The sequence below is a fragment of the Acidovorax delafieldii genome, from assembly GCF_007993815.1.
GTDB lineage: Bacteria > Pseudomonadota > Gammaproteobacteria > Burkholderiales > Burkholderiaceae_C > Acidovorax > Acidovorax delafieldii.
On record NZ_VJWE01000011.1, the window covers coordinates 784,038 to 807,812 of the forward strand.

At 67.1% G+C, this 23,775-nt stretch carries 22 protein-coding genes and 1 pseudogene; 11 read left to right on the forward strand and 12 right to left on the reverse strand.

Annotated features, from left to right (window positions below; translation table 11 throughout):
• Window positions 1–33: 33 nt before the first annotated feature.
• Together ATF69_RS06320 and ATF69_RS06325 are read left to right on the forward strand one after the other, a co-directional pair.
• Complete coding sequence (locus ATF69_RS06320) at window positions 34–918, forward strand: LysR substrate-binding domain-containing protein (RefSeq protein ID WP_146870229.1); 885 nt, start codon at window positions 34–36, stop codon at window positions 916–918.
• 32 nt (window positions 919–950) lie between these two features.
• A complete protein-coding gene (locus ATF69_RS06325) occupies window positions 951–2,072 on the forward strand; it encodes an NAD(P)H-dependent flavin oxidoreductase (RefSeq protein WP_146870230.1) in 1,122 nt (373 codons plus the stop codon).
• A gap of 213 nt (window positions 2,073–2,285) precedes the next feature.
• Here ATF69_RS06325 and ATF69_RS06330 read toward each other — a convergent pair whose 3' ends face one another.
• Genes ATF69_RS06330 through radA form a run of 7 tightly spaced genes read right to left on the reverse strand, consistent with a single transcriptional unit; the run spans window position 2,286 to window position 8,425 of the window.
• On the reverse strand, window positions 2,286–3,260 hold the full coding sequence (locus tag ATF69_RS06330; protein WP_146870231.1) for a glycosyltransferase: 975 nt from the start codon (window positions 3,258–3,260) through the stop codon (window positions 2,286–2,288).
• 12 nt (window positions 3,261–3,272) lie between these two features.
• Complete coding sequence (locus tag ATF69_RS06335; RefSeq protein WP_146870232.1) at window positions 3,273–4,556, reverse strand: O-antigen ligase family protein; 1,284 nt, start codon at window positions 4,554–4,556, stop codon at window positions 3,273–3,275.
• Entirely contained in the window at window positions 4,553–5,368 is an 816-nt protein-coding gene (locus tag ATF69_RS06340; RefSeq protein WP_146870233.1) for a glycosyltransferase family 2 protein, read from the reverse strand. The genes ATF69_RS06335 and ATF69_RS06340 overlap by 4 nt, the downstream gene beginning before the upstream one ends.
• A gap of 3 nt (window positions 5,369–5,371) precedes the next feature.
• Entirely contained in the window at window positions 5,372–5,578 is a 207-nt protein-coding gene (locus tag ATF69_RS06345; RefSeq protein WP_056057299.1) for a zinc-finger domain-containing protein, read from the reverse strand.
• A 5-nt stretch (window positions 5,579–5,583) separates the two neighbouring features.
• Window positions 5,584–6,522 (reverse strand): branched-chain amino acid transaminase, encoded by a 939-nt coding sequence (locus ATF69_RS06350; protein WP_056057294.1) that lies wholly within the window; start codon window positions 6,520–6,522, stop codon window positions 5,584–5,586.
• A gap of 39 nt (window positions 6,523–6,561) precedes the next feature.
• The gene (locus ATF69_RS06355; protein WP_146870234.1) at window positions 6,562–6,996 is read right to left on the reverse strand and encodes a glycerate kinase; all 435 of its coding nucleotides are present in this window, start codon (window positions 6,994–6,996) and stop codon (window positions 6,562–6,564) included.
• A gap of 49 nt (window positions 6,997–7,045) precedes the next feature.
• Entirely contained in the window at window positions 7,046–8,425 is a 1,380-nt protein-coding gene (gene radA / locus ATF69_RS06360) for a DNA repair protein RadA (RefSeq protein ID WP_146870235.1), read from the reverse strand.
• A gap of 113 nt (window positions 8,426–8,538) precedes the next feature.
• Here radA and hpaI point away from each other — a divergent pair, with 113 nt between their 5' ends.
• The 3 genes and pseudogenes from hpaI to ATF69_RS06375 all read left to right on the forward strand — a co-directional run bounded on the left by hpaI (window position 8,539) and on the right by ATF69_RS06375 (window position 11,082).
• Complete coding sequence (gene hpaI / locus ATF69_RS06365; protein ID WP_146870236.1) at window positions 8,539–9,369, forward strand: 4-hydroxy-2-oxoheptanedioate aldolase; 831 nt, start codon at window positions 8,539–8,541, stop codon at window positions 9,367–9,369.
• Between the two features lie 34 nt (window positions 9,370–9,403).
• A pseudogene (locus ATF69_RS06370) lies at window positions 9,404–10,382 on the forward strand (2-dehydropantoate 2-reductase).
• A 76-nt stretch (window positions 10,383–10,458) separates the two neighbouring features.
• Window positions 10,459–11,082, forward strand: a complete 624-nt coding sequence (locus ATF69_RS06375) for a glutathione S-transferase family protein (protein WP_146870237.1) — start codon at window positions 10,459–10,461, stop codon at window positions 11,080–11,082.
• A 75-nt stretch (window positions 11,083–11,157) separates the two neighbouring features.
• On the opposite strand, the gene ATF69_RS06380 is transcribed toward ATF69_RS06375, so the two are convergent.
• Together ATF69_RS06380 and ATF69_RS06385 are read right to left on the reverse strand one after the other, a co-directional pair.
• Window positions 11,158–12,738 (reverse strand): ABC transporter substrate-binding protein, encoded by a 1,581-nt coding sequence (locus ATF69_RS06380; protein ID WP_108498040.1) that lies wholly within the window; start codon window positions 12,736–12,738, stop codon window positions 11,158–11,160.
• A gap of 88 nt (window positions 12,739–12,826) precedes the next feature.
• Window positions 12,827–13,435: a LysE/ArgO family amino acid transporter gene (locus ATF69_RS06385; RefSeq protein WP_146870238.1), complete on the reverse strand. Its 609-nt coding sequence runs from the start codon at window positions 13,433–13,435 to the stop codon at window positions 12,827–12,829.
• Between the two features lie 77 nt (window positions 13,436–13,512).
• Between ATF69_RS06385 and ATF69_RS06390 the strand changes: the two genes are divergently transcribed.
• Window positions 13,513–14,400, forward strand: a complete 888-nt coding sequence (locus ATF69_RS06390; protein ID WP_146870239.1) for a LysR family transcriptional regulator ArgP — start codon at window positions 13,513–13,515, stop codon at window positions 14,398–14,400.
• A 37-nt stretch (window positions 14,401–14,437) separates the two neighbouring features.
• Here the strand turns inward: ATF69_RS06390 and ATF69_RS06395 are convergent, their stop codons facing one another.
• Complete coding sequence (locus ATF69_RS06395; RefSeq protein WP_146870240.1) at window positions 14,438–15,247, reverse strand: siderophore-interacting protein; 810 nt, start codon at window positions 15,245–15,247, stop codon at window positions 14,438–14,440.
• Between the two features lie 71 nt (window positions 15,248–15,318).
• On the opposite strand from ATF69_RS06395, the gene ATF69_RS23385 reads away from it, so the two are divergent.
• Window positions 15,319–15,810, forward strand: coding sequence for a MarR family transcriptional regulator (locus ATF69_RS23385; protein WP_146870241.1), 492 nt, complete (start codon window positions 15,319–15,321; stop codon window positions 15,808–15,810).
• A gap of 92 nt (window positions 15,811–15,902) precedes the next feature.
• Here the strand turns inward: ATF69_RS23385 and ATF69_RS06405 are convergent, their stop codons facing one another.
• Both ATF69_RS06405 and alr read right to left on the reverse strand, forming a co-directional pair.
• Window positions 15,903–16,772 carry a hypothetical protein gene (locus ATF69_RS06405; protein ID WP_146870242.1) on the reverse strand — a complete coding sequence of 290 codons (870 nt, stop codon included), beginning with the start codon at window positions 16,770–16,772 and terminating at the stop codon, window positions 15,903–15,905.
• A 137-nt stretch (window positions 16,773–16,909) separates the two neighbouring features.
• Window positions 16,910–18,025, reverse strand: a complete 1,116-nt coding sequence (gene alr, locus ATF69_RS06410; RefSeq protein WP_146870243.1) for an alanine racemase — start codon at window positions 18,023–18,025, stop codon at window positions 16,910–16,912.
• Between the two features lie 156 nt (window positions 18,026–18,181).
• On the opposite strand from alr, the gene lplT reads away from it, so the two are divergent.
• From lplT to ATF69_RS06430, 4 genes are all read left to right on the forward strand, one after another.
• Complete coding sequence (gene lplT / locus ATF69_RS06415) at window positions 18,182–19,486, forward strand: lysophospholipid transporter LplT (RefSeq protein WP_056057261.1); 1,305 nt, start codon at window positions 18,182–18,184, stop codon at window positions 19,484–19,486.
• A gap of 287 nt (window positions 19,487–19,773) precedes the next feature.
• Entirely contained in the window at window positions 19,774–20,673 is a 900-nt protein-coding gene (locus ATF69_RS06420) for a DMT family transporter (RefSeq protein ID WP_099731528.1), read from the forward strand.
• Window positions 20,674–20,748: 75 nt separating this feature from the next.
• On the forward strand, window positions 20,749–21,237 hold the full coding sequence (locus ATF69_RS06425) for a glutathione peroxidase (protein WP_121941685.1): 489 nt from the start codon (window positions 20,749–20,751) through the stop codon (window positions 21,235–21,237).
• Window positions 21,238–21,760: 523 nt separating this feature from the next.
• Window positions 21,761–23,767 (forward strand): putative Ig domain-containing protein, encoded by a 2,007-nt coding sequence (locus ATF69_RS06430; RefSeq protein ID WP_158641479.1) that lies wholly within the window; start codon window positions 21,761–21,763, stop codon window positions 23,765–23,767.
• The last annotated feature ends 8 nt before the right edge of the window (window positions 23,768–23,775 follow it).

Here is a 23,775-nt window from a genome sequence, read left to right on the forward strand (position 1 = left end):
TTTTCTATTAATCATCTCATAGCAAGAATATCTATGGATCTGGCAGCGCTCGAAATATTCCGCGCCGTCGCGCAGGAAGGCAGCGTGACCCGCGCGGCCGAACGGTTGGGCCGCGTGCAGTCCAACGTGACCACGCGCGTGCAACAGCTGGAAGAGCAACTGGGCGCCACGCTGTTCCTGCGCGAGGGCAAACGCATGGTGCTGACGCCTGCCGGGGAGGCGCTGCGCGGCTATGCCGACCGCCTGCTGGCGTTGGCCGAAGAGGCCCGCCAGTCGGTGCACCCCGGCCAGCCCGGCGGCCGGTTGCGCCTGGGCGCCATGGAAAGCACGGCCGCCGCACGCCTGCCGCAGCCGCTGGCCCGGCTGCATGCGCAATGGCCGGGGCTGGTGCTGGAACTGTCCACCGCCCCCTCGCGCCAGTTGGTGGAGCAGGTGCTGGCCCACACCATCGACTGCGCACTGGTGGCCTGGCCGCCGCCGGGCATCGACGCCGAGGCGCCGGTGGAGCGCACCGCCGTGTTTGCCGAGGCCCTGCTGCTGGCCCTGCCCGCCGACCACCCGCCCGTGCACACGCCCCAGGACCTGCAGCTGGACACCCTGGCCGCCTTCAGCCCCGGCTGCACCTACCGCCGCATGGGCGAGGCCTTCATGCAGCAAAAGGACGGCAGCCCGCCGCGCGTGCTGGAGCTGGCCTCGTACCACGCCATCCTGGCTTGTGTGGCCACCGGTCGCTGCGCGGGCGTGGTGCCCCAGGCCGTGATCGACCTGATGCGCGAGCCGCCTGCGCTCCGCCTGGTGCCCCTGGCCACCTGCGACACGGTGCTGGTGCACCGGCGCAGCTACCAGTCGCCGGCGCTGGACGCGCTGCGGACCGTACTGACCTCCGGCGAAGCACACCGCCCCGCCGCATCGACCTGACCCCTCCCCCACAGATCGCACAAGGAGCCCCCATGCCCGCCGCCTTCACCACCCACCTGCGCCTTGCGCTGCCCATCATCCAGGGCCCGATGACCGGGTCGGACACGCCCGCGCTGGCCGCCGCCGTGTCCGAGGCCGGCGGCCTGGGCATGCTGGGCTGCGGCATGCGCTCGCCCGCTGCCATGGCCGAGGCCGCCGCCGAGGTGCGCCGGCGCACCGACCGGCCCTTTGGCATGAACCTGTTTGTGCAGGCCACGCCCACACCCGACGACGCCACGGTGCAAGCTGCGCTGCAGCGCCTGGCGCCGTTCTATGCCGAGTTCGGCCTGGTGCCCGAGCGGCCCACCCAGTGGTGCGAGGACTTTGCCGCGCAGTTCGAAGCCCTCGTCGCCGCACGTCCCGCCGTGGCCAGCTTCACCTTCGGCATCCTCACGGCGGCGCAGGTGGCCAGGCTGCAGGCGGCGGGCAGCTACGTGATCGGCACCGCCACCACGCTGGCCGAGGCACAGGCCTGGGCCAGCGTGGGCGCGGATGCCGTCTGCGCCTCCGGCATGGAAGCCGGGGGGCACCGGGGCACCTTTCTCACCCCTACGCAGCCCGGCGCCACCGGTGCGGCGCCGTCGCTGGCCGACTTTGCGGCCAGCATGGTGGGCACGCTGCCGCTGGTGGCGCAGTGCGTGCAGGCCCTGTCCATCCCGGTGATCGCTGCGGGCGGCATCATGGACGGGCGCGGCATTGCGGGTGCGCTGGCGCTGGGCGCCCAGGCGGTGCAGATGGGCACGGCCTTCCTGACCTGCCCCGAGTCGGCGATTGGCCCGGCATACCGCGAGGCCCTGGCACGCGCCCAGGCCACCGACACGCGCACCACCCGCATCTTCTCGGGCCGGCCAGCACGCGGCATCGTCAACCGCATGATGCAAGCCCTGCAGGCCGACGAGGCCAACGTGCCGCCCTACCCCGTGCAGAACGCGCTGACCGGTGCGCTGCGTCGCGCGGCCGCCCAGGCGGGCGAGGCCGACTGCCTGTCGCTGTGGGCAGGCCAGGGGGTGGCCCAGGTGCGGCCCATGCCAGCGGCGCAGCTGGTGGCGTTGCTGGCCCAGGAGTGGCAGCAGGCCACCGCGCCGCGTGGCGACTCCACTATCGGCTGTCAATAACTATCATTTGTATAGCAGCAGGGGCATATTGAACTAGCGCTTGGGGCCAAAAACGCCCCAGAACCTGCGCAGTAGCCTCCCCGATATGAGCAGGGCGTTAAAAACTAACGCGCCGTGAAACCCGTGCCACCGTGGAGCTGGCTTTGCCAGGCCACGGGTGGCGTCCTCCTCCCGCAGGAGAGGGGGAAGGTGCGAAGCACCTCAGGGGGTGCCTCACTGCCTCCAGGGCAGTTCGCGCGCAGGGCCCTGGATCACGGGAGGCTGGGCATTGAGGGTTTCGCCCGCCAGCACCCGCTCGTACATGCGCAGGTAGTTGCGCGCCATGCGCTCGGCGCCAAAGTGCTCCACCACATGCTGGTGGCAGGCGCGCGGGTCAAAGCGGTTGCCCCGCACCGCCTCGGCCAGCACCGAGGCCTGGTCTGACAGCACACCGCAGTGCACGGGCACCAGCTCGGGCAAGGCGCCGTAGGGGGTGGAAAACACCGGGCAGCCGAAGTACAGGCTCTCGATCACCGCCAACCCGAACGGCTCGTGCCAGCGCACCGGAAAGATCAGCCCGCGCGAGGCGTTGAGCAGGCCCGTCTTCTGCGTGCCGCCCACCATGCCGTGAAAGTGGATCTTGCGCGACAGCGTCCAGCGAAAGCCTCGCTTGAAGTTGATGCGGTTGCCGCCCAGCACGTCCAGTTCCACCCCGGCCATCTTGGCCACCTTGATAGCACCGCGCACGTTCTTCACGCCCCAGGCCGCCTTGCCCAGGAAGTGGTAGTGCGAGCGCGGGCGGTCAAAGTCCACCGGGCCATAACCCGCCCAGTCCAGCCCGTTGTAGACGAATTCGCTGGAGCCGTAGCGCGCCGCATGGTCGCGCGACAGGAACACCGTGTTGCGGGGCAACGGCTTGGGCTTGCGGGCGTTGCCGTGTTCGGTCACCAGGTAGGGCTTGGACAGCTCGGAGCGTGGGTTGAACTGGAAATGCGTGATGTCCACGTCGGCCGGGATCTGCCCCTCCCAGGGCTCGTCAGGCAGGATGGGCAGCACCTGGCCGAAGTCGCAGGTCGAGCCCTCGGGCACCAGGTAGCTCACGCGGTGGCCCTGCTGCACCAGCGTCTTGCCCAGGTCCCAGATCACGCGCTCGGTGCCGCCGTAGCCATACACAGGGATGGGGGAGTTGTTGACCAGCAGGATGTGCATGGCAGAGGTCCTTCAGGAAAGAGCGGCGGCCTGCCCCGGCGCCTGCAGCCGCTGGCGCTCGCGGCCTTGCAGGATGGCCAGCACCAGCATGCCCATGAACAGGTAGAACATGGTGCCGCTGTTGTGCCCCAAAAACACCTGGGTGGTGCCAAAGCCCATGTAGGACACGGGCAGCAGCACCCCGATCATGCGCAGGCACAGCCCTTCAGCATCGAGCACGCCCGCACCACCCGGGAACACGCGGCGCCGCGTGGGCCAGAACAGCACCAGGGGCACACCATAAAAAACCAGCAAGACCACCACGCCTGGGATGCCGCGCTTGGCAAAGATGTCCAGCAGCTCGTTGTGGGCGTGGCTGAACTGCAAAACAATCGGGTGCGCCTCGCCGGCAGCCACGCGGCGCTGCTTTTCGGCCTCGTAGCCGTAGCGTCCCCAGCCGGTCAGGGGGCGGTCCAGGCCCATGCGCCAGGCCAGCCCCCAGTGCGCCAGACGCTGGCCGACCGAACTGGCCGCATCGCCCCGCGACTCGTACTGTGTGATCTCCTGCCGCGCCTCATCCACGCGCAGGCGCACCTCGTTGGCCTTGAAGGCCATCAGGCCCACAGCCCCCAACACAACCAGCACGGCACCGACGATGGCCCTGCGGGGTTGGCCGGAGCGCCCCTGGAGCCAGACGCACAGCAGCAGCGCCATGGGCAACACCACCCAGCCCCCGCGCGACTCGGACAGCAGCGACCCCTCCAGGCCCAGCAGAATGCCCACCGCCCAGCCCGCACGTTGCCAGGGCTTCCAGCGGTCCCACAGCACCAGCAGCGCCACCGAGCACATCAACCCCAGCAGCAGGCTGAGCCCGCCGTACTGGATCGCATTGGTAAAGCCGTTGGCGCGTGGTAAGTGCAGCACCAGAGCCTGGTACAGGCCGATCAGGCCCGCCCCGCAAGCGCCCACGGCAATACCGGCCCAGAGCCAGCGCACCCGCGGGGGATAGGCCAGCACGTACAGCAGACAGGGCAGCGCCAGCAGGTACTTGGCGGGCCGGTCCAGGTTGGACCAGCTGCCCTGGGCCGGGTCAAAGTCCAGGGCCCAGACCGTGCCCATCGCCACGATGGAGCCAAAAAGCGGCCAGGCATCGCGCCCCGGCCGGCGCTGCAGCCACACCCCGGCGGTGGCCAGGCTGCACAACAGCAGCACCACCGCCCCCCAGGAGTAGCCCGAGCGCACCCACAGCGCCAGGCCCGGCACCATGAACGCCGCCACGCCCGACAGGCGCACAAAAAGATCGTCAGCTTTGGTCAACGGCGCACGCTCTCACTCAGTTGCTGGTGGTCGTACTCCAGGGCGGCGTACCGGAAGAACGCCTCCAGCGCCACAAACAGGCAATACAAAAAACCGGCCCCGCCACACAGAAAACCCAGGCGGAACACATACAGGCGCAGGAACATGCTGGTGCCCGAGGCCAGGCCGCGCACTACGCCGCCCTTTTTGCCCGCCGCAGCGCGCTTGGCAGCGCCGAGCATCGCGTACTGCGTGAGCTTCTCCAGGCTGCCGCGCACGGTGGTGCGCGAGTAGTGCAGCAGCCGCGCTTCGATCGGGCGGCGCGGCACGGCACCACCGCCCGGCGGTGGCAACAGTTCGGCCTGCTCGTGCACCACGCCTGTGAACTCGCGGACCATGGCGCGCACAAACAGGCGCTCGATCTGCGATTGCGAGCGAAAGTACTTGAGTTCGTGCCCGTAGGCCACCATGCGCCAGCGGATGGTCCACACGGCCTGCGCGCCAGAGCGCACGATGGCCTGCAGCTCCTGGGCGAACGCCGGTGTCATCACCTCGTCGGCGTCCAGAAATAAGATGTAGTCGCCCCGCGCGTGGGCCAGCAGCCGGTTGCGCTGCACGGCAAAGCCCTGCCAGTCGGGGTAGTTGTGGACTTCGGCGCCCAGGCGCTGGGCGATGGCCACGGTGTCATCGGTGCTACCGCTGTCCACCACCAGCAACTGGTCGGCAAACGCAGCGCTTTGCAGGCAGGCTTCGATGCGGTGCGCCTCGTTGAGGGTCAGCACCGCCACGGTCAACGTGGGCGGCGGCGTAGCGCCGCCGACTGCAACCGGCATCAATCAGTGACCAGCGTGTACGTGCTCACCGGCCTTCAGGCGGTACACCGTGCCACAGTAAGGGCACTTGGCTTCACCCGTGCGGGCCACGTCCAGGTACACCTTGGGGTGGCTGTTCCACAGCTTCATGTCGGCCTTGGGGCTGGGACAGAAAACGCCGCCTTGGGCGTTCAGGTCTTTGGCCAGGAGTTCAACGGTTGCTTGCGACATGTTCTTCAGACCTTGCTCAGCCAGTGGGCGTATTTCGGATTGCGGCCACCGACGATGTCGAAGAAGGCGCTTTGGATTTTTTCGGTGATCGGGCCGCGCGATCCGCTGCCCAGCTCGATGCGGTCGAGTTCGCGGATGGGCGTGACTTCAGCGGCCGTGCCGGTGAAGAAGGCCTCATCGGCGATGTACACCTCGTCGCGCGTGATGCGCTTTTGCACGATCTCCAGGCCCAGGTCCTTGGCGATGTGGAACACGGTGTTGCGGGTGATGCCGTTCAGGGCACCGGCCGACAGGTCGGGCGTGTAGATCACGCCGTTCTTGATCACAAAGATGTTTTCGCCCGCGCCTTCAGACACAAAACCCGAGCTGTCCAGCAGCAGGGCTTCGTCGTAGCCGTCGTCCGTGGCTTCCATATTGGCGAGGATGGAGTTGGTGTAGTTGCTCACCGCCTTCGCCTGCGTCATGGTGATGTTGACGTGGTGGCGGGTGTAGCTGCTGGTCTTGACGCGGATGCCGCGCTTGAGGCCTTCCTCGCCCAGATAGGCACCCCAGGCCCAGGCAGCGACCATCAGATGAATCTGGTTGCCCTTGGGCGAAACACCCAGCTTTTGCGAGCCGATCCAGGTCAATGGACGCAGATAGCAGGATTCGAGCTTGTTTTCGCGCACCACGGCTTTCTGGGCCTCATTCACCTCTTCCTTGGTGAACGGGATCTTCATGCGCAGGATCTTGGCGCTGTTGAAGAGGCGGTCGGTGTGCTCTTCCAGGCGGAAGATCGCCGTGCCATTGGCGGTGTTGTAGGCGCGCACGCCTTCGAAGGCGCCGCAGCCGTAATGCAGGGTGTGGGTCAGCACGTGGATCTTGGCGTCGCGCCAATCGACCATCTGGCCGTCCATCCAGATCTTGCCGTCACGGTCGGCCATCGAGGGAACTACGGGGCTCATGGGTGTCCTTTGGTTGCTGTGGGTCGCAAAACCAGGATTTTACGGGGCGGCGGGCGGCGCGCCTTCTCCATCAGCGGCAGGGTTGTCCTGGGGGCGGACCAGGGTCCACACCACCAGCTTGCCCTGCTGGAACTCGCAGGTCACGTACGAGCGGGTGCCGTCGGTCCAGCGGTAGACCTCGGGCTGCACGTTTTCGGCCGAAACGCGCTCTCCCAGCGCCTGGGTCATGGCCACCACGTGCATGAGGTTCACGCCCTTCGTCAGCCGGGCGTTGAGCATCACGGCGCTGCCCACATACCCGATGGGGCGCTTGGCGGCCTTTTGCATCACGCTCATCAGCCGCGTGAAGTGCAGCAGGCCCCACATGAGCATTCCACCGGCCACGGCAGCCACCCCGGCCCAGCCGTAGGCATAAAAACCAAACCCGATCAGGGCCACCGCCCCCAGGGGCACCAGGATATTGCGCAAGTTCATAGGTCGAGATTGTCTTATGGCGCCACGGACATGGCGCTGTGGGCATTGCTTACAGACCGCGCACCACGTTCATGGCCTCTTCCACCCGCTCGACGGCGTGGATGGTGAGCCCTTCGATGGGTTTTTTGGGCGCATTGGCCTTGGGCACCACGGCCACGCTGAAACCCAGCTTGGCGGCTTCCTTCAGGCGCTCCTGCCCCCGGGGCGCAGGCCGCACCTCACCGGCCAGCCCCACTTCGCCAAACGCCAGAAAGCCGCGCGGCAGCGCCTTGCCCCGCAGGCTGGAGGTGATGGACAACATCACCGCCAGGTCGGCGGCCGGTTCGCTGATGCGCACACCGCCCACCGCATTCACAAACACGTCCTGGTCCATGCAGGCCACCCCCGCATGGCGGTGCAGCACGGCCAGCAGCATGGCCAGGCGGTCCTTGTCCAGGCCCACCGACAGGCGCCGGGGGCTGGGGCCGCCACTGTCCACCAGGGCCTGGATCTCCACCAGCAGCGGGCGTGTGCCCTCCAACGTCACCATCACGCAGCTGCCGGGCACGGGCTCGGAATGCTGGCTCAAGAAGATGGCGCTCGGGTTGCTCACGCCCTTGAGGCCCTTCTCAGTCATGGCGAACACGCCGATCTCGTTGACCGCGCCGAAGCGGTTCTTGATGGCCCGCACCAGGCGGAACTGGCTGTGCGTGTCGCCTTCGAAGTACAGCACCGTGTCCACCATGTGTTCCAGCACACGCGGCCCCGCAAGGGCGCCCTCCTTGGTGACGTGGCCCACCAGAATGACAGCAATGCCCGTGCCCTTGGCCATGCGCGTGAGGTGCGCTGCGCATTCCCGCACCTGGGCGACGGAGCCCGGCGCGCTGGTGAGCTGGTCGGAGTAGGTGGTCTGGATGGAGTCGATGACCACCACGGCGGGCTGCGTGGCCTCCACGGTCGCCAGAATCTTTTCGAGCTGGATCTCGGCCAGCAGCTGCACCTGGCTGCCGTCGATGCCCAGGCGCCGCGAACGCAGCGCCACCTGCGCTCCGCTCTCCTCACCCGTCACATACAGCGTGGGCAGGCCCGCGCGCTGCAGCGCGTCCATGGCCTGCAGCAGCAGGGTCGATTTGCCGATGCCCGGATCGCCCCCGATGAGCACCACGCCCCCTTCCACAATGCCGCCGCCCAGCACACGGTCCAGCTCGTCGATGCCGCTGGGGGTGCGGGCCACGTCCTGGGCCTCGATGGCGGCCAGCGGCAGGACGGGCTGCGCGTTGGCCAGGCCCGCGTAGCCTTGCGGCGTGCTCAGGCGGTTCTTGCCCGGCCCGGCCTCGGCCACCTGCTCGATCAGCGTGTTCCAGGCGCCGCATGACGAGCATTTGCCCAGCCAGCGCGGGCTGGTGCCGCCGCACTCGGTGCAGGTGAACGTAGTTTTTTCTTTGGCCATGGCAGGTGTCGGTGAGGCGCCCCGATGCAGGGGCAGCCGACTATAGCGGCCATGCCCACATCGATCCGCCGCAGCCCGTACGATGGCGGGCTTGGCACCGCACGGAGTTGACATTGCAGACACCCACCAACCGCTTCAAACAGGCCATGGCCCAAGGCCAGGCGCAAATCGGCCTCTGGCTCGGGCTGGCCAACGCCTACAGCGCCGAAATCCTCGCAGGCACCGGCTACGACTGGCTGCTGGTCGATGGCGAACATGCGCCCAACGACCTGCGCTCCATCCTGCACCAGCTGCAGGCCATCGCCAGTGCCACCAGCGCCCTGCCGCCAGGCGTGCAGGCGCCCCACCCCATCGCCCGGGTGCCGGTGGGTGACACGGCATTGATCAAGCAGTACCTGGACATCGGCGCACAGACCTTATTAGTTCCCATGGTCGATACGCCCGAGCAGGCCCAGCAACTGGTGCGCGCCACGCGCTATGCGCCCGAGGGCGTGCGCGGCATGGGCAGCGCGCTGGCCCGTTCGTCGCGCTGGCAGGCGTACCCGCAGTATGTGCACGAGGCCAACCAGCAGATCTGCCTGCTGGTACAGGCCGAGACGGTAGAAGCAATGGCGAACCTCGACGCGATTGCCGCCACGCCCGGCGTGGACGGCGTGTTCATCGGCCCGGCCGACCTGTCGGCCTCGATGGGCCACCCGGGCAACCCGGGGCACCCTGACGTGCAGGCCGCCATCCACGACGGCATCGCGCGCATCCTGCGCGCAGGCAAGGCGCCGGGCATCCTGGCCACCACCGAATCACAGGCGCGCCAGTGGCTGGCAGCGGGCGCGCTGTTTGTGGCCGTAGGCGTGGACACCATGCTGCTGGTGAGTGCTGCGCAGGAGCTGCTGGCACGCTACCGCAGCGCGACCGACGCCGCCCCCACCCGGCCCGCAGGCTACTGAACTTTTCTTCTTTCAGACTCAAGGACAGACATCCATGAAAGCATGTATCTACGGCGCAGGCGCGATCGGCGGCTGGCTGGGCGTGGCCCTGGCGCAAGCGGGCCACACCGTCAGCATGGTGGCGCGGGGTGACACGCTGCGCGCCCTGCAGGCCGAGGGGCTGCGCATGCGGCGCGCCGACGGCTCGCTGGCGCAGGTGCCCGTCACGGCCCACAGCGACCCGGCCGCACTCGGCGTGCAGGACCTGGTGGTGGTGGCCGTCAAGGCCCCGGGCCTGCCCGACGTGGCGCGTGCCATGGCGCCGCTGATCGGGCCCGACACCATCGTGCTCACCGCCATGAACGGCGTGCCGTGGTGGTTCCTCGACGGCTTTGGCGGTGCGGCGCAGGGGCATGCCCTTGAATCCGTGGACGCGGGGGGGCGTGATTGCCCAGGCCGTCCCGGCGCGCAACGTGGTGGGCAGTGTGGTGCACACCAGCTGCTCGCTGGAGGCTCCGGGTTTCGTCCGCCAGCACTTTGGCAACCGCCTCATCGTGGGCGAACCGGACGGCAGCCGCAGCCCGCGCCTGCAAGCACTGGCCGACACGCTGCAGCGCGGCGGCATCGATGTGGAAGTGAGCGACTGCATCCAGAAGGACATCTGGTTCAAGCTCTGGGGCAACCTCACCATGAACCCCATCAGCGCCCTCACCGGCGCCACCACCGACCGCATCCTGGACGACGAGCTGGTGCGCGGCTTTGTCAGCGCGGTGATGCTGGAAGCAAAGGCCATCGGCGACCAGTTGGGCCTGCCCATCGACCAGCAGCCCGAGGACCGCCACGCCGTCACGCGCAAGCTGGGTGCATTCAAGACCTCGATGCTGCAGGATGTGGAGGCGGGCAAGCCCATGGAGATCGACGCCCTGGTGGGCGCGGTGCGCGAGCTGGGGCAGATCACCCACACGCCCACGCCGCACACAGACGCCCTGCTGGGCCTCACGCGGCTGATGGCGCGCACGCGGGGCCTGTACTGATTCATTTCAAGCAAAATCGACTGCAGGCGCTAGTGGAATATGCGCCAGCAGCTATTTAATTTATAGCAAACCAACCATGACCCAACTCACGCTGTACTACACCCCCGGCACCTGCGCGCAGGCCGTTCGCATCGCTCTGGAAGAAGCGGGCGCCCCCTACGACCTGGTGCGCGTGGACTTCGCCGCCGGCCAGCAACGCACGCCCGAGTACCTGGCGGTGAACCCCAAGGGCCGCGTGCCCGCGCTGGCCACGCCGCACGGCACGCTGACGGAGACCCCTGCCCTGCTGGCCTACGTGGCGCAGAGCTTTCCAGAGGCGCGCCTGGCGCCCGCCGACGCGCATGGCTTTGCGCGCCTGCAAGAATTCCACAGCTACCTCGCGTCCACCGTGCACATCGCCCATGCGCACCGCCCCCGCGCCAGCCGCTGGGCCGACGAGCCCGAAGCCCAGGCGGCGATGCAGCGCAAGGTGCCGCAGAACATGACCGAGTGCTTTCACCTCATCGAAACCCACTACCTGCCGCAGGCGGACCAGGGCCCCTGGGTGATGGGCGAGCAGTACACCGTGGCCGACGGCTACCTGTTCACTATCGGCACTTGGCTGAAGAGCGATGGCGTGGACATCGCCCAGTTCCCGAAGGTGTTTGCACACACGCAGCGCATGCTGCAGCGCCCCGCCGTGCAGCGCGCGCTGGCCTGATACGCCACCTGCGGACGCAAAAAAGCCCCGGTGCTTCTGGCTCGAAGCACCGGGGCTTTTTGCTGGCTACCGGGATCAGTTCACCTTCAGATACCGCCAGTCGATGCGGTTGTCGGCGCGGTGGATGATGTCCACCTTCTTGGTGCCCGCCCACGGAATCACCTGGTTGTACAGCGGGATGTGCGACACCAACTCATGCTCCTTGATCAGCGCCTGCTCGATCAGGCCGTTGCGCGTGGCGGTGTCCGTTTCCTTCTTCACGCGCTCGATCAGCGCATCCATCTGCGGGTCGGAGAACCGGCCCAGGTTGAAGTTGCCGTCCCCACCCGCGCCCGTCGTACGCACCAGCGACTGCAGGCTGTAGAACGCATCGAACGTGGGCACACCCCAGCCCAGCAGGTAGATGCTGGCTTCGTTGCGCTGGATCATCGGAAAGTAGGTGGCAAACGGCAGCGAGCGCAGCTTGGCCTTCACGCCCACCTTGGCCCAGTGTGAGGTGATGGCCTGGCACAGCTGCTCGTCGTTGATGTAGCGGCCCGCGCTGCAGGCAAAGTCCACCTCAAACCCGTTGGGGTAGCCCGCATCGGCCAGCAGCTTTTGCGCGGCCTTGGGGTCGTAGGGGTAGCGCACGTCGGCCTTCTTGGTCCAGCCGTTGACCTGGTTGGCGATGAGTGTGCCCGTGGGCTGGGCCAGGCCACGCAGCACCACGCGCTGGATGGACTGGATGTCGATGGCCTGGTACAGCGCCTTGCGCACGCGCAGGTCCTTCAGCGGGTTCTTGCCCTTCACGTCCGAGCCGGGCAGCTCGTCGCGGAACTGGTCCAGCCCCAGGAAGATGGTGCGGTACTCGGGCCCTTCGAGCACCTGCAGGTTGGGCGTCTGCTTGATGCGCGCCAGGTCCTGCAGGCTCGGGTCGATCACAAAATCCACCTCACCCGACAGCAGCGCCGCTGTGCGCGTGGCGTCGGCCTTGATGGGGGTGTAGACGATCTCGGTCAAGTTGGTGGGGTACTTGCCCTTGCCCCACCAGTGGGGGTTGGGCTCCAGCACCACGCGCTGGTCGGGCGTCCACTGCTTGAGCTGGTAGGGGCCGGTGCCCAGCGCATTGCGGTGGGCAAAGTTCTCGTCCTTGGTCTTGATGTCCTTGGGCTCGACCGACTTGTTCTTTTCGGCCCAGGCCTTGCTCATGATGCGCAGCTCGGTCAGCTGGTTCACTAGCACCGGGTTGGGCAGGTCGGAGTGGATGTCGATGGTGTATGCATCGACTTTTTCCACACGGTCAATGCCCTGGGTGTAGACGGCGAAGTTGGAGCTTTTGGCCTTGGCGCGCTCCAGCGAGAACTTGGCGTCGTCGGCCGTGAACTCACTGCCGTCGCTGAACTTCACGCCCTTGCGCAAGGTCAGGCGCAGCTGCGTGGGCTTGATGAGCTTCCACTCGGTGGCGAGCGACGGCTCGGGCTTGAAGGTCTTGCTGTTGTATTCGACCAGCGTGTCGTACACCGCGCCGTGCATGGTGTTGTTCACACCCACGTTCTGGGTGTGGATGTCCCAGGTGGAAATGTCCACCGAGCGGGACCAGCGGAATGTGGCGGACTGTGCGGCCAGGGGCAGGGCCGCAACAACGGCGGCGGCCAGGAGAAGGTGTTTGAAGCGCATGGACGGGAGGATAGGCATAAACGCCAAAAAATGCTGAATGGCCAGACTATCCCCCAAGCGGCGCTTTTAGAAAACGAACTTATTCTTCTTAGCTTAGAGCCATCACCCCTGCCAGCACCAGCATGGTGGTGGCCGTCACCCCATCCAGCACCCGCCAGGCACCGGGTGTGGCAAACAACGGGGCCAGCCAGCGGGCGCCCAGGCCGATCAGCAAGAACCACAGCGCGCTGGCCAGCGAGCCACCCGCCGCAAACAGCGCACGCCCCCAGGCCGGGTATGGCGTGGCCATGGTGCCCAGCAGCACCACGGTGTCCAGGTACACATGCGGGTTGAGCCAGGTGAGCGCCACCACCGTGGCCAGCGTGCTGCGCAGGCTGGTGCCCGGGCCGCTGGTAGCCACCAGCAACTGGCCGGGGCGCAAGGCGCGGGCGGCGGTCTGCGCGGCGTAGACCAGCAAAAACAACGCGCCCGCCCAGCGCATGAGCTGCGCCCATTCGGGCCGGGCCAGTAGCACGCCGCCCATGCCCCACACGCCCACCTGCAGCAGTAGCGCGTCCGACAGCGCACACACCATCACCACGGGCATCACATGCTCGCGCCGCAGACCCTGGCGCAGCACAAATGCGTTTTGCGCGCCAATGGCCATGATGAGCATGGCAGTGGAAGTGAAACCGTGAACGAAGGCAGTGGAGACCATGGGCAGGGATTCTGGCCAAGGGCCTGCGTTGACGCCAGCTATACTTTTTAACGATCCGTCAGAATGGCTAACCACCCATGCAACTCGACTCCGCCCAGCTCAACGCCTTTGCCACGGTGATCGATGAAGGCAGCTTCGAGCGGGCGGCGGCCGTGCTGCATGTCACGCGCTCGGCGGTGTCGCAGCGCATCAAGCTGCTGGAAGAGCGCGTGGGCCAGGTGCTGGTACGCCGCGCCACGCCCTGCACGCCCACCGAGGCCGGGCAGGCGCTGTACCGCCATGCGCGTGAGGTGGCGCTGAGCGAGGCCGACGCGCTGGCCACCATTGGCGGCGGGCAGCACAGCACCACGCGGCTGGCGATTGGCGTGAATGCCGACTCGCTGGCCACCTGGTTCCCCCAGGCCATGGCGCAGGCGGCCGAGGGGCAGGCCATCACTTTCGACATCCATGTGGAAGACCAGGACCACTCGGCCAACCTGCTGCGCGAGGGCCGCGTGATGGCCGCCGTGACGGCCGACCCGCAGCCCGTGCAGGGCTGCCAGGTGCTGCCGCTGGGCACGCTGCGCTACCGCGCGCTCGCAAGCCCTGCGTTCATGGAGCGCCACTTTGCGCAGGGCGTGAACGCCACCACACTGGCGCAGGCACCCATGCTGGTGTTCAACCGCAAGGATGCGCTGCAGGCGCGTTTTGTGAGCCGCATCACGCGCCGCAAGCTCGCACCGCCCGTGCACTGGCTGCCCGAGGCGCATGCCTTCGTCAAAGCCACGCGCGCCAGCCTGGGCTGGGGCATGACCCCCGACCCGCTGGTGGAGGACGACCTGGCAACCGGTGCCCTGGTCGAGCTGATTGCGAACAAGCCCGTTGATGTGCCGCTGTACTGGCAGTGCTGGCGCCTGAATGTGCAGGCGCTGCAGCACGTGACGCAGGCGGTGCAAAAGGCGGCGGCGCTGACGCTGCTGCGCTGAGAGGAAAGTCGAGAGTGATGTAGCAAGCAAGGGCCGACTACGCAGCGCTCGCCAGGTCCTCGTGGTGGTCCGCAGCGCCGCGCTTCCAGTAGGCGGAGATGCGCATGCGTTTCGGGTCCACGCCCGGCTTGGCCAGCACGGCGCGGCGCACGGCGGCCATGTCGCTGTGTTCGCCCGCAGCCCAGACAAAGCCCGCGCCGGGCGGCAGCGACAGCGCCTCCACAGCGGCAGGCAGCGCGCTCACCCATTGGAGATCCACCTGCGCCGCGCTCGCCAGCGTGCGCTGGTCGGCCGGGTTGCTCAGCTGGATACGCACGGTGGCCACCGCACGGGCGGGCAGCTCGGCCAGGCGGCGGGCGATGGCAGGCAGCGCGGTTTCGTCGCCCAGCAGCCAGTGCCAGTCAAACCCGGTGGGCACCACCATGCTGCCGCGCGGCCCGGCAATGCCCACCCACTGGCCCACGGTGGCGCTGGCGGCCCAGTCGGTGGCGGGGCCGGCGTCGTGCAGGGCGACCTCGATGTCCAGCTCGCCCGCTGCGGCGTCAAAACGCGCGGGGGTGTAGTCGCGCAGCACGGGGCGTGGGCCGTCAAACACGGGGCGGCCGTCCTGCAGGGTGGGCAAGGTGGGGCGGTCTTGCCCGGGCGAGGGAAGGATGAGCTTGAGGTGGTCGTCGAACCCGGCGCTCACAAAGCCCGCCAGCTCGGGGCCAGCCAGGGTCAGCCGCACAAAGCCGGGGCTGACCTGGGTGCGGCGCACCACCTGGAGATGGCGGCCCTGCAAAGGGTGGCGAATGCGCTCGATGGCGAGGGAGGGGGCCGCGGCGGCCAGGGGCAAGGAAGCGTTCATGGCGTAAAATGTTGATTTAATCAACCAAATCATCCGCCATTCAGTTGACTTTGTCAACCGATAGCCACGCCATGCCCCCACGTGCCCGCCCCGATGTGTTTGAAGCCCTGCACGACCTGATGCACGCCTACCGGGCGCGCATGGTGCGCGCGATGACCTCCGTGCATCCGGACCTGACCTTCAATGAAGTGCGCGCGCTGAACTTCATTGGCCGCCACCCCGGCGCCACGCAGAAAGAGCTGGTGCGCCACAGCGGCGCCGACAAGGCCCAGGTGGCGCGCATGCTGGGCCTGTTGCAGGACAAGGGGTGGCTGGAACGCCAGCCGCACGCCGAAGACCGGCGCAGCCTGTGCCTCACGCTGAGCGCCGAGGGCCAGGCGCTTTACCAGGCGCTGCAGGCCGCGCGGCAGACCCTGTCGGCCCAGGTGCTGGCGGGCTGCGACGACGACACCCAGGCGCAGTTGCTGGCCCTGCTGGCGCAGGTGCGGGCCAACCTGGATGCGCTGCCGCCCCTGGAGACTGGCGAGGACTGTGGCCATGGCAAGGGCCGGTCCTCCCGTTAAGGGCCCCACAGGGGGTTTCCAACGCTTTTGAAGGGATTTTTGCCCCAAGCGCTAGTGCAATATACCCTGGCAGCTATCAAATAAAGAGCAAATCAGCGCCCCTGGATCACGCGCAGCGCCTCGGGCAGCGAATGCACATGGGGCAGGAAGTGGTCGATGGTGGCGCCCAGCAGCACGGCGCAGACCAGCGCGCCCAGCAGCGGCTTCCAGGTCAGCCGCACGGCGGCGCTGAGCCAGCCCTCGCGCTCCACCCCCACGGCGGCGCGGGCCGTGGCCACCGAGAAGGCAATCTCCACCGCCACCGTGAGCAGCACATCCCAGCCAAAGAACAGCATGGCGAGCGAGCCCGCGCCCAGGATCAGCGCCGCACCGATGAGAAAGATGGCCACCACGGGCACGACCACCACGGCGCCCTCGTCGGCGCTGCCCAGCGCATCGGCCGCGCCCCCGGCAATATCGCCCAGCACGCTGGAGTCGCTGCCGGAGCCCCCGCTGGACAGGCCCTGCGTCCACCCGCCCCCAAAGTCCCCCGATGCGCCACCGCCGCCAAAGTTGCCACCGCCGGTGCGCGGCAAGGGCACCTGGCCGCCCCCGGAGGGGCCATTGCCACTGGGCCAGGAGATGTCGGGCAATTCCACACTGCTGCCGTCGCCCGCCGACCCGTCCCGACGCACCAGCCGTGCCGCCCAGGCGCGCAGCACCAGCAGATAACCGACATAGCCCACCGACAGCGTGACCAGGTACCGCAGCGCCAGCGAATCCACGCCCAGCACCATTTGCACGTGCGAGGTGGCCCACATCAGCAGCAGCGTGAAGCTGCCGATCAGCAGCCCATGCCAGCGCAGGCTGTAGCGCTGCTGCAGGCTGCGCGCCACCGCGCCGTGGTGCGGCATGCGCACCGAGCGCCAGGTGGAGCTGCTTTTTTTCTTGGAGCCAGAGGAGTTGCTGCGGGGTGTGGCCATGGAAGGAGCGCGCTGCGCGTGGTGGCAAACAGACGGCGCCATTTCACACCAGTTTCAGGCCGCGCCCCACACCGGCGGGCCCTGCGGCGTGAACTTGTGCGCGAACCGCGCCCTGCCGCACGCCAATGAAGGGGGCTTCAGGCCCCGGCGTCCACCACCACCGGCACGCGCTGCGCCAGGGCGCACATCAGCTCGTAGCCCACGGTGCCTGCCGCCTGCGCCACCTCGTCGATGGGCAACACCACGCCATTGCTGGCGCGGCCCCAGAGCGTGACCTCGCTGCCAAAGCCCACCTCCACACCCGCCTGCTGCAGGGGCGTGAGGTCCACGGTCACCATGTCCATGCTCACCCGCCCCACCAGGCGCGTGCGCACGCCGTTCACCAGCACCGGCGTGCCGGTGTCGCAGTGGCGGGGGTAGCCGTCGGCGTAGCCACAGGCGGCGATGCCAATGGTGAGCGGGCCGTCGGCCGTGAAGCGCGAGCCATAGCCCACGGTGTCGCCCGCCTGCAGTTGCTGGGTGGCGATGAGGCGCGTGGACAGCGTCATGGTGGGTTGCAACCCCCAGTGGCCGGCATGGTGCTCGGGGAAGTCCGGCGCGCTGCCATAGACCACGATGCCCGCGCGCACCCAGTCGGCGCGCACGCCCGCATCCTGCGCGTGGCGCAGCGTGGCGGCACTGTTGCTCAGGCTGCGCTCGCCAGGCAGGTCCTGCGCGGCGGCGTTGAAGGCCGCCATCTGGTGCGCAATGCCACGGGGGCCGTCGGCGTCGCTGAAGTGGGTCATGAACGAAATCTCGTCCACCTGCGGCAGCGCATTGAGCCGGGCCCACGCGGCGCGGTAGCGCTCGGGCGTGAAGCCCAGGCGGTTCATGCCCGAATTCATCTTGAGGAACACCCGGTGCGGCACCTGGGTCTTGTGCGCGGCCAGCATGTCGATCTGCTCGTCGCAATGCACCGCATGCCACAGGCCCAGGCGCGAGCACAGCTCCAGGTCGCGCGGCTCGAACACGCCTTCGAGCAGCAGGATGGGCCCGCGCCAGCCCAGGTGGCGCACGCGCTCGGCCTCGGCCAGGTCCAGCAGCGCAAAACCGTCGGCGCCGCGCAGGCCCTCGTACACCCGCTCGATGCCATGGCCATAGGCATTGGCCTTGACCACCGCCCACACCTTGGCGTCAGGCACCGACTGGCGCACGCGCGCGAGGTTGTGGTGCAGGGCCGTGGTGTGGATGGTGGCAGCAATGGGACGGGGCATGGGACAGACCTGATGGAGCGAGGGATTTACCGGGGGACCAGCGCCGGATTCTGGCACTGTGGCCGTTTATCCGCGTGATATAACCGCCTGTCCCTCGCTACGATTCTTCACATTTACCAGGGCATCAGCCCAACTGATGCTCTCACCAGCCATTCGATGAAGCGCGGTTTTTACACCATCATGTCGGCGCAGTTTTTCAGCTCGCTGGCCGACAACGCACTCTTCGTAGCCGCTGTGGAACTCCTGCGCACCGGAGGCGCCCCCGAGTGGCAGCGCGCGGCCCTGGTGCCCATGTTCGCATTGTTCTATGTGGTGCTGGCGCCCTTCGTCGGCGCCTTTGCCGATGCGCTGCCCAAGGGCAAGGTCATGTTTGTCAGCAACGCCATCAAGGTGGCGGGTTGCCTGATGATGCTGTTTGGCTCGCACCCGCTCATGGCCTACGCCGTGGTGGGGCTGGGTGCTGCGGCCTACTCGCCCGCCAAGTACGGCATCCTGACCGAACTGCTGCCCGCGTCCCAGCTCGTCAAGGCCAACGGCTGGATCGAGGGCCTGACCATTGCATCGATCATCCTGGGCGTGCTGCTGGGCGGCCAGCTGGTGGGGCAGCAGCTGTCGGGCATGCTGCTGGGCTTTGACTTTCCCGTGATCGACACCGGCGTGGACACCCCCGCCGAGGCCGCCATTGCAGCGCTGATCGCTGTCTATGCGCTGGCTGCCTGGTTCAACACCCGCATCCCGCACACCGGGGTGGAGATGCGCCCCCTGCGCGCCGACCCGTCGCGCAGCGTGGTGGCCAACGCGCTCAACCTGCTGCCTGACTTCTGGGCCTGCAACAGCCGCCTGTGGCGCGACAAGCTGGGCCAGATCTCGCTGGCTACCACCACCCTGTTCTGGGGCGCCGGTGGCAACCTCAAGTTCATCGTGCTGGCCTGGGCCGCCGTGGCCCTGGGCTACAACACCACCCAGGCCTCGGCCCTGACCGGCGTGGTGGCCATCGGCACCGCCGTGGGTGCCGTGGTGGCATCGATGCGCATGCGCCTGGACATGGCCACCCGCGTGATCCCGCTGGGGATTGCGATGGGCTTGCTGCTGATCCTGATGGTGTTCATCAGCAACATCTGGCTGGCCATTCCGTTCCTCATCGTGCTGGGTGGCCTGGGCGGCTATCTGGTAGTGCCCATGAACGCCCTGCTGCAGCACCGGGGCCACAACCTCATGGGCGCAGGCCGGTCGATTGCCGTGCAGAACTTCAACGAGCAGGCCTGCATCCTGGGCCTGGGGGCGTTCTACAGCCTGTCGCTCAAGCTGGGCCTGTCGGTGTTTGGTGCCATCACCACCTTCGGGCTGGTGGTGGCGGGCATCATGTGGGTCATCCGCCGCTGGCACCAGCGCAACTGCGTGAACCACCGCGACGAAGTGAACCACCTGTTGGACATCGCGCGGCACGATACGCACCATTGACTCCTGATTGCGAAGCCCCCCTGTGCGGCTTCGCCGCTTCCCCCGGAGGGGGACGCACCCGGTGGCCTGGAGCTATTGAAGGCTCCCCCTGAGCCGCTACGCGTCTTCCCCCTCTCTCGCTGCGCGGGAGGGTGACGCACCCAGTGGCCTGGCAAAGCCAGTTCCACGGGTGCACTGGCCTTGAAGCGTGCCAGTTTTAGCTGGCTATGCAGCATGGAACCACCCGCTACATAATTTATAGCTTTCAGCGCATATTCCACTAGCGCTATCGCCTGTTTTTCCCTTCAATGCACTCTCCCCTCCCCTTCGCCGCACTCTTATTCAACGCCTTTGTCTGGGGCCTGGCGTGGTGGCCGTTCCAGCACATGCACCAGGCGGGGCTGCACCCCTTGTGGGCCACGGCCTGCATGTATGCGGTGGTGCTACTGGCCCTGCTGGCGTGGCGCCCCGGCATCCTGCAGCAGGTGCGCGCGCATCCGCAGCTGTGGCTGCTGGCGCTGGCCTCGGGGCTGAACAACGTGGCCTTCAACTGGGCCGTGACCATTGGCGACGTGGTGCGCGTGATCCTGCTGTTCTATCTGATGCCCGCCTGGGCCGTGCTGCTGGCCTGGAAGGTGCTGGGCGAGCGCCCTACCCCTGCGGCGCTGCTGCGCCTGGCGCTGGCTTTCTGCGGCGTGGTGCTGGTGCTGCTGCCCGAGGGCGCGCCTGCATCGCGCCTGCTGCAGAACCTGTCGCTGGCCGACGCTCTGGCGTTGCTGGGCGGTTTCATGTTCGCGCTGACCAACGTCACGCTGCGCCGCCTGCACACCGTGCCGGGGCCCGCGCGCATGTTCTCGATGTTTGGCGGCTGCATGCTCATGGCGCTGGCCGTGGCCAGCATTGGCCTGCAAGTGGGCGTGGTGGAACCCTTCCCTGCCGTCAATGCCACCTGGGTCGTCACCGGCCTGCTGCTGGCCGGGGTGCTGATGCTGGGCAACTGGGCGCTGCAATTTGGCGCCGCCCGCCTGGCGGCGGGCACCACCGCGCTGGTCATGCTGTCGGAGGTGATGTTCGCCAGCGTGTCGTCGGCCTTGCTAGGCGCGGCCACGCTGAACACGCGCACCGTGCTGGGCGGGGCGCTGATCCTGCTGGCTTCGCTGCTGGCGGCGCTGCAGTTCCGCCGACCGGGTGCTGCGGGCCCTCATTGATGGATTGACCCGCCTGCGCACAGGCTTGGGCCGCTGGGGCTACGATGGCCCGTCATCCCCACCCGGAGAACCCGCATGTCCACCAGCATCTACGACTTTGAAGCCCTGCAGATGAACGGCCAGGCCGTGCCCCTGTCGCAATACCGCGGCAAGGTATTGCTCATCGTGAACACCGCCAGCGCCTGCGGCTTCACGCCCCAGTTCGGCGGGCTGGAAGAACTGCACAAGGAATACGCAGACAAAGGCCTCGTCGTGCTGGGCTTCCCCTGCAATCAGTTCGGCGCCCAGGACCCCGGCAGCAACGACGAGATCGCCAGCTTCTGCCAGCTCAACTACGGCGTGAGCTTTCCCATGATGGCCAAGATCGACGTGAACGGCGCCAACGCCTCGCCCCTGTACCAGTGGCTCACCGCCGAAGCCCCAGGCCTGCTGGGCAGCAAGGCCATCAAATGGAACTTCACCAAGTTCCTCGTCGGCAAGGACGGCCGCGTGATCCGCCGCTATGCACCACAGGACGCGCCGAAGAAGCTGGCGGGGGATATTGAGGCGGCGCTGGCAGGCTAAGAGGGCGCCCCCTTGGCGCCCTCATTGAATCGGAAAAATAGGTCGTATGGCGCCTTGGGATTCACATTGCTCGCGGAAATCCTCGGAGTGCTGACATTCGAGGCTTTCCAGTTAGAAGGGACTCCCCGACATCGGGTTGAGGCCAGGCCTCCAAGCTCTGGTTGTCCCGTTGGCCCCGCCCCTGTCAGTTCACGGGCAACCAATTCTGGAGTGACCCGGTTGATCGAACTTTTCAGGATTTGTCTGGCAGGCTGCCTTCCGGCGAGCTTCTTTTTGGGAAACCTCTGAAAGAGCTTACCCAGCAAGGAGTGATTCTTGGCGCCTCTGCGGACGCAGCACCACACTCGGCGCGCCTCGATAATTTTCCGATCATCCAATCTCCGCCTGGATGCGAGGAGCGATAGCGGGACACATTCGGCGTTCAAGGGCGTGGTATCAGCGAGTTGCCTCAGGAATTTGGCGCAGATTTGGTTACAGTATGTGTCATTCCGCTTCAGCCCCCTATAACTGTCGAGGCATTGGCATGACGAATATCAATCGGCTCGGAAGCGCACACCACGGTCCCTTGCAGCGGCGGCGCCCATGGAACACCATCGTCGCGTACTGGGTCGGTCTGGTGATGTGGCTCGGAACCTCCGCCGCGTGGGCTCAGTTTCTTCCTCTTGATCCGACCCAGATGGTGATCAACGCGGCGGGCGGCCAGACGGCTGTGGATGGGCTGCGCATTCACTTGGGCAATCTTGGAGGTATCCAGGTCGTCCGCGCCGCGGCTGGGCAATATTACGGCGACACGCCCACCGGCCCGCAGGGCGTCAACAACGGTTTTTTCATGGCAGTCGGTCCCGCAGGATCGTCCACGGTGTATGGGCCACAACTCGACATTGCTTGGACAGCCACGGCCTGGACTCCCGTTTCGCAAACCCCGGTGACCGGGCAAGGCACCGCCGCGGACCCGTACCAGGCCGTCACCACCGTTGCAGCAGGTGGGTTTCGTCTCTTACAGACCGTTCGCTACGTCGTTCCCAACGTATATTTCGAAGTGCGATTGACGTTGGTGCCGCCAGCCGGCAATACCCAAAACGTCCGCATCTACCACTGGATCGACACCTACCTGGCCGGTGGAGACTTCGGCTCCGCCTTCTGGCAGCCGACCACCAATCCCACGGTCGTGGGCGTAGAAAAATCCGGTCAATACGACGTGCTGATCCAAGGCAACCGCGCTTGGAACGCCTATTTTTCTGGACGCTACTACCGTCCAGGGGCACTGATGGAGTTGGGCGGCGCCCTGGACAACACGCTCGACGTCGACCCGTCCACAGACAACGGAATTGCGGCGCAGTGGGACTTCGCCGCACCTTCCAGCCCCGTCACTTGGACCTATCGCCTCGCCACGGGACAAAGTGGCGCTTCGACCTCCGGCGATGGTGTGATCTCGGGCTACGAGAGCTGTGACGACGGCAATACGAACAACAATGACGGCTGTAGCAGCATCGGTCAGGTCGAAGTCGGCTACACCTGCGTCGGTACGCCCAGCGTCTGCAGTGTGGCCGCTCCGCCGACCATCACCTCTGCCAACGTGACAACGTTCACCGTGGGAGCAGCCAGCACCTTCTCCGTCACAACCTCCAGCGCCCAGATCGCCGCCATCACCACGGCGAGCACGCTGCCAGCGGGCATCACGCTGGTCGATAACGGCAATGGCACGGCGACGCTCTCTGGCACACCAGCGTCGGGAACGGCCGGGACCTACCCGCTCACCGTCACCGCAAGCAGCGGCGTGTCGCCCAATGCGGACCAGAGCTTTACCTTGAGCGTGAATCAGGCGCCAGCGATCACATCGGCCAACGCGACGACTTTCACCGTGGGAACGGCCGGCGCGTTCACCATCACGACCTCCGGTACCTCCACCGCGGCAATCAGCACGGCGAGCCCGCTGCCATCGGGCATCACGCTGGTCGATAACGGCAATGGCACAGCGATGCTCGCCGGCACGCCAGCGGCGGGGATGGCCGGGACCTACCCGCTCACCATCACCGCAAATAGCGGCGTGCTGCCGAATGCGAACCAAAACTTCACCTTGCTCGTGAACCCGGCGCCCGCGATCACCTCGGCCAACGCGACGACGTTCACCGTGGGAACAGCTGGCACCTTCACCGTCACGACGTCCGGTACCCCGATCGCGGCAATCAGCACGGCGAGCCCGCTGCCACCGGGCATCACGCTGGTCGATAACGGCAATGGCACGGCGACCCTCTCCGGGACAGCCGCGTACGGCCTGGGTGGCGTCTACACCCTGGCAATCACTGCCACTAACGGCGCGAGCCAGACGTTCACCCTGACGATCGCCAGCGTGACCCGCTTTTCCAGCCCGACCGCGACTGGAACAGGCACCGCAACCGCCCAAATCACCGGCGGTGGCTTGGCGTGCACGTTCCTCGGCGACGCCGCGTTCATCAACGCGAGCGGCGTCGGCACCCCTGTGCCGCTGCAGTTCCCCCACGGCCTGTTCTCCTTTACGCTGCGAGGCTGAACGGGCTC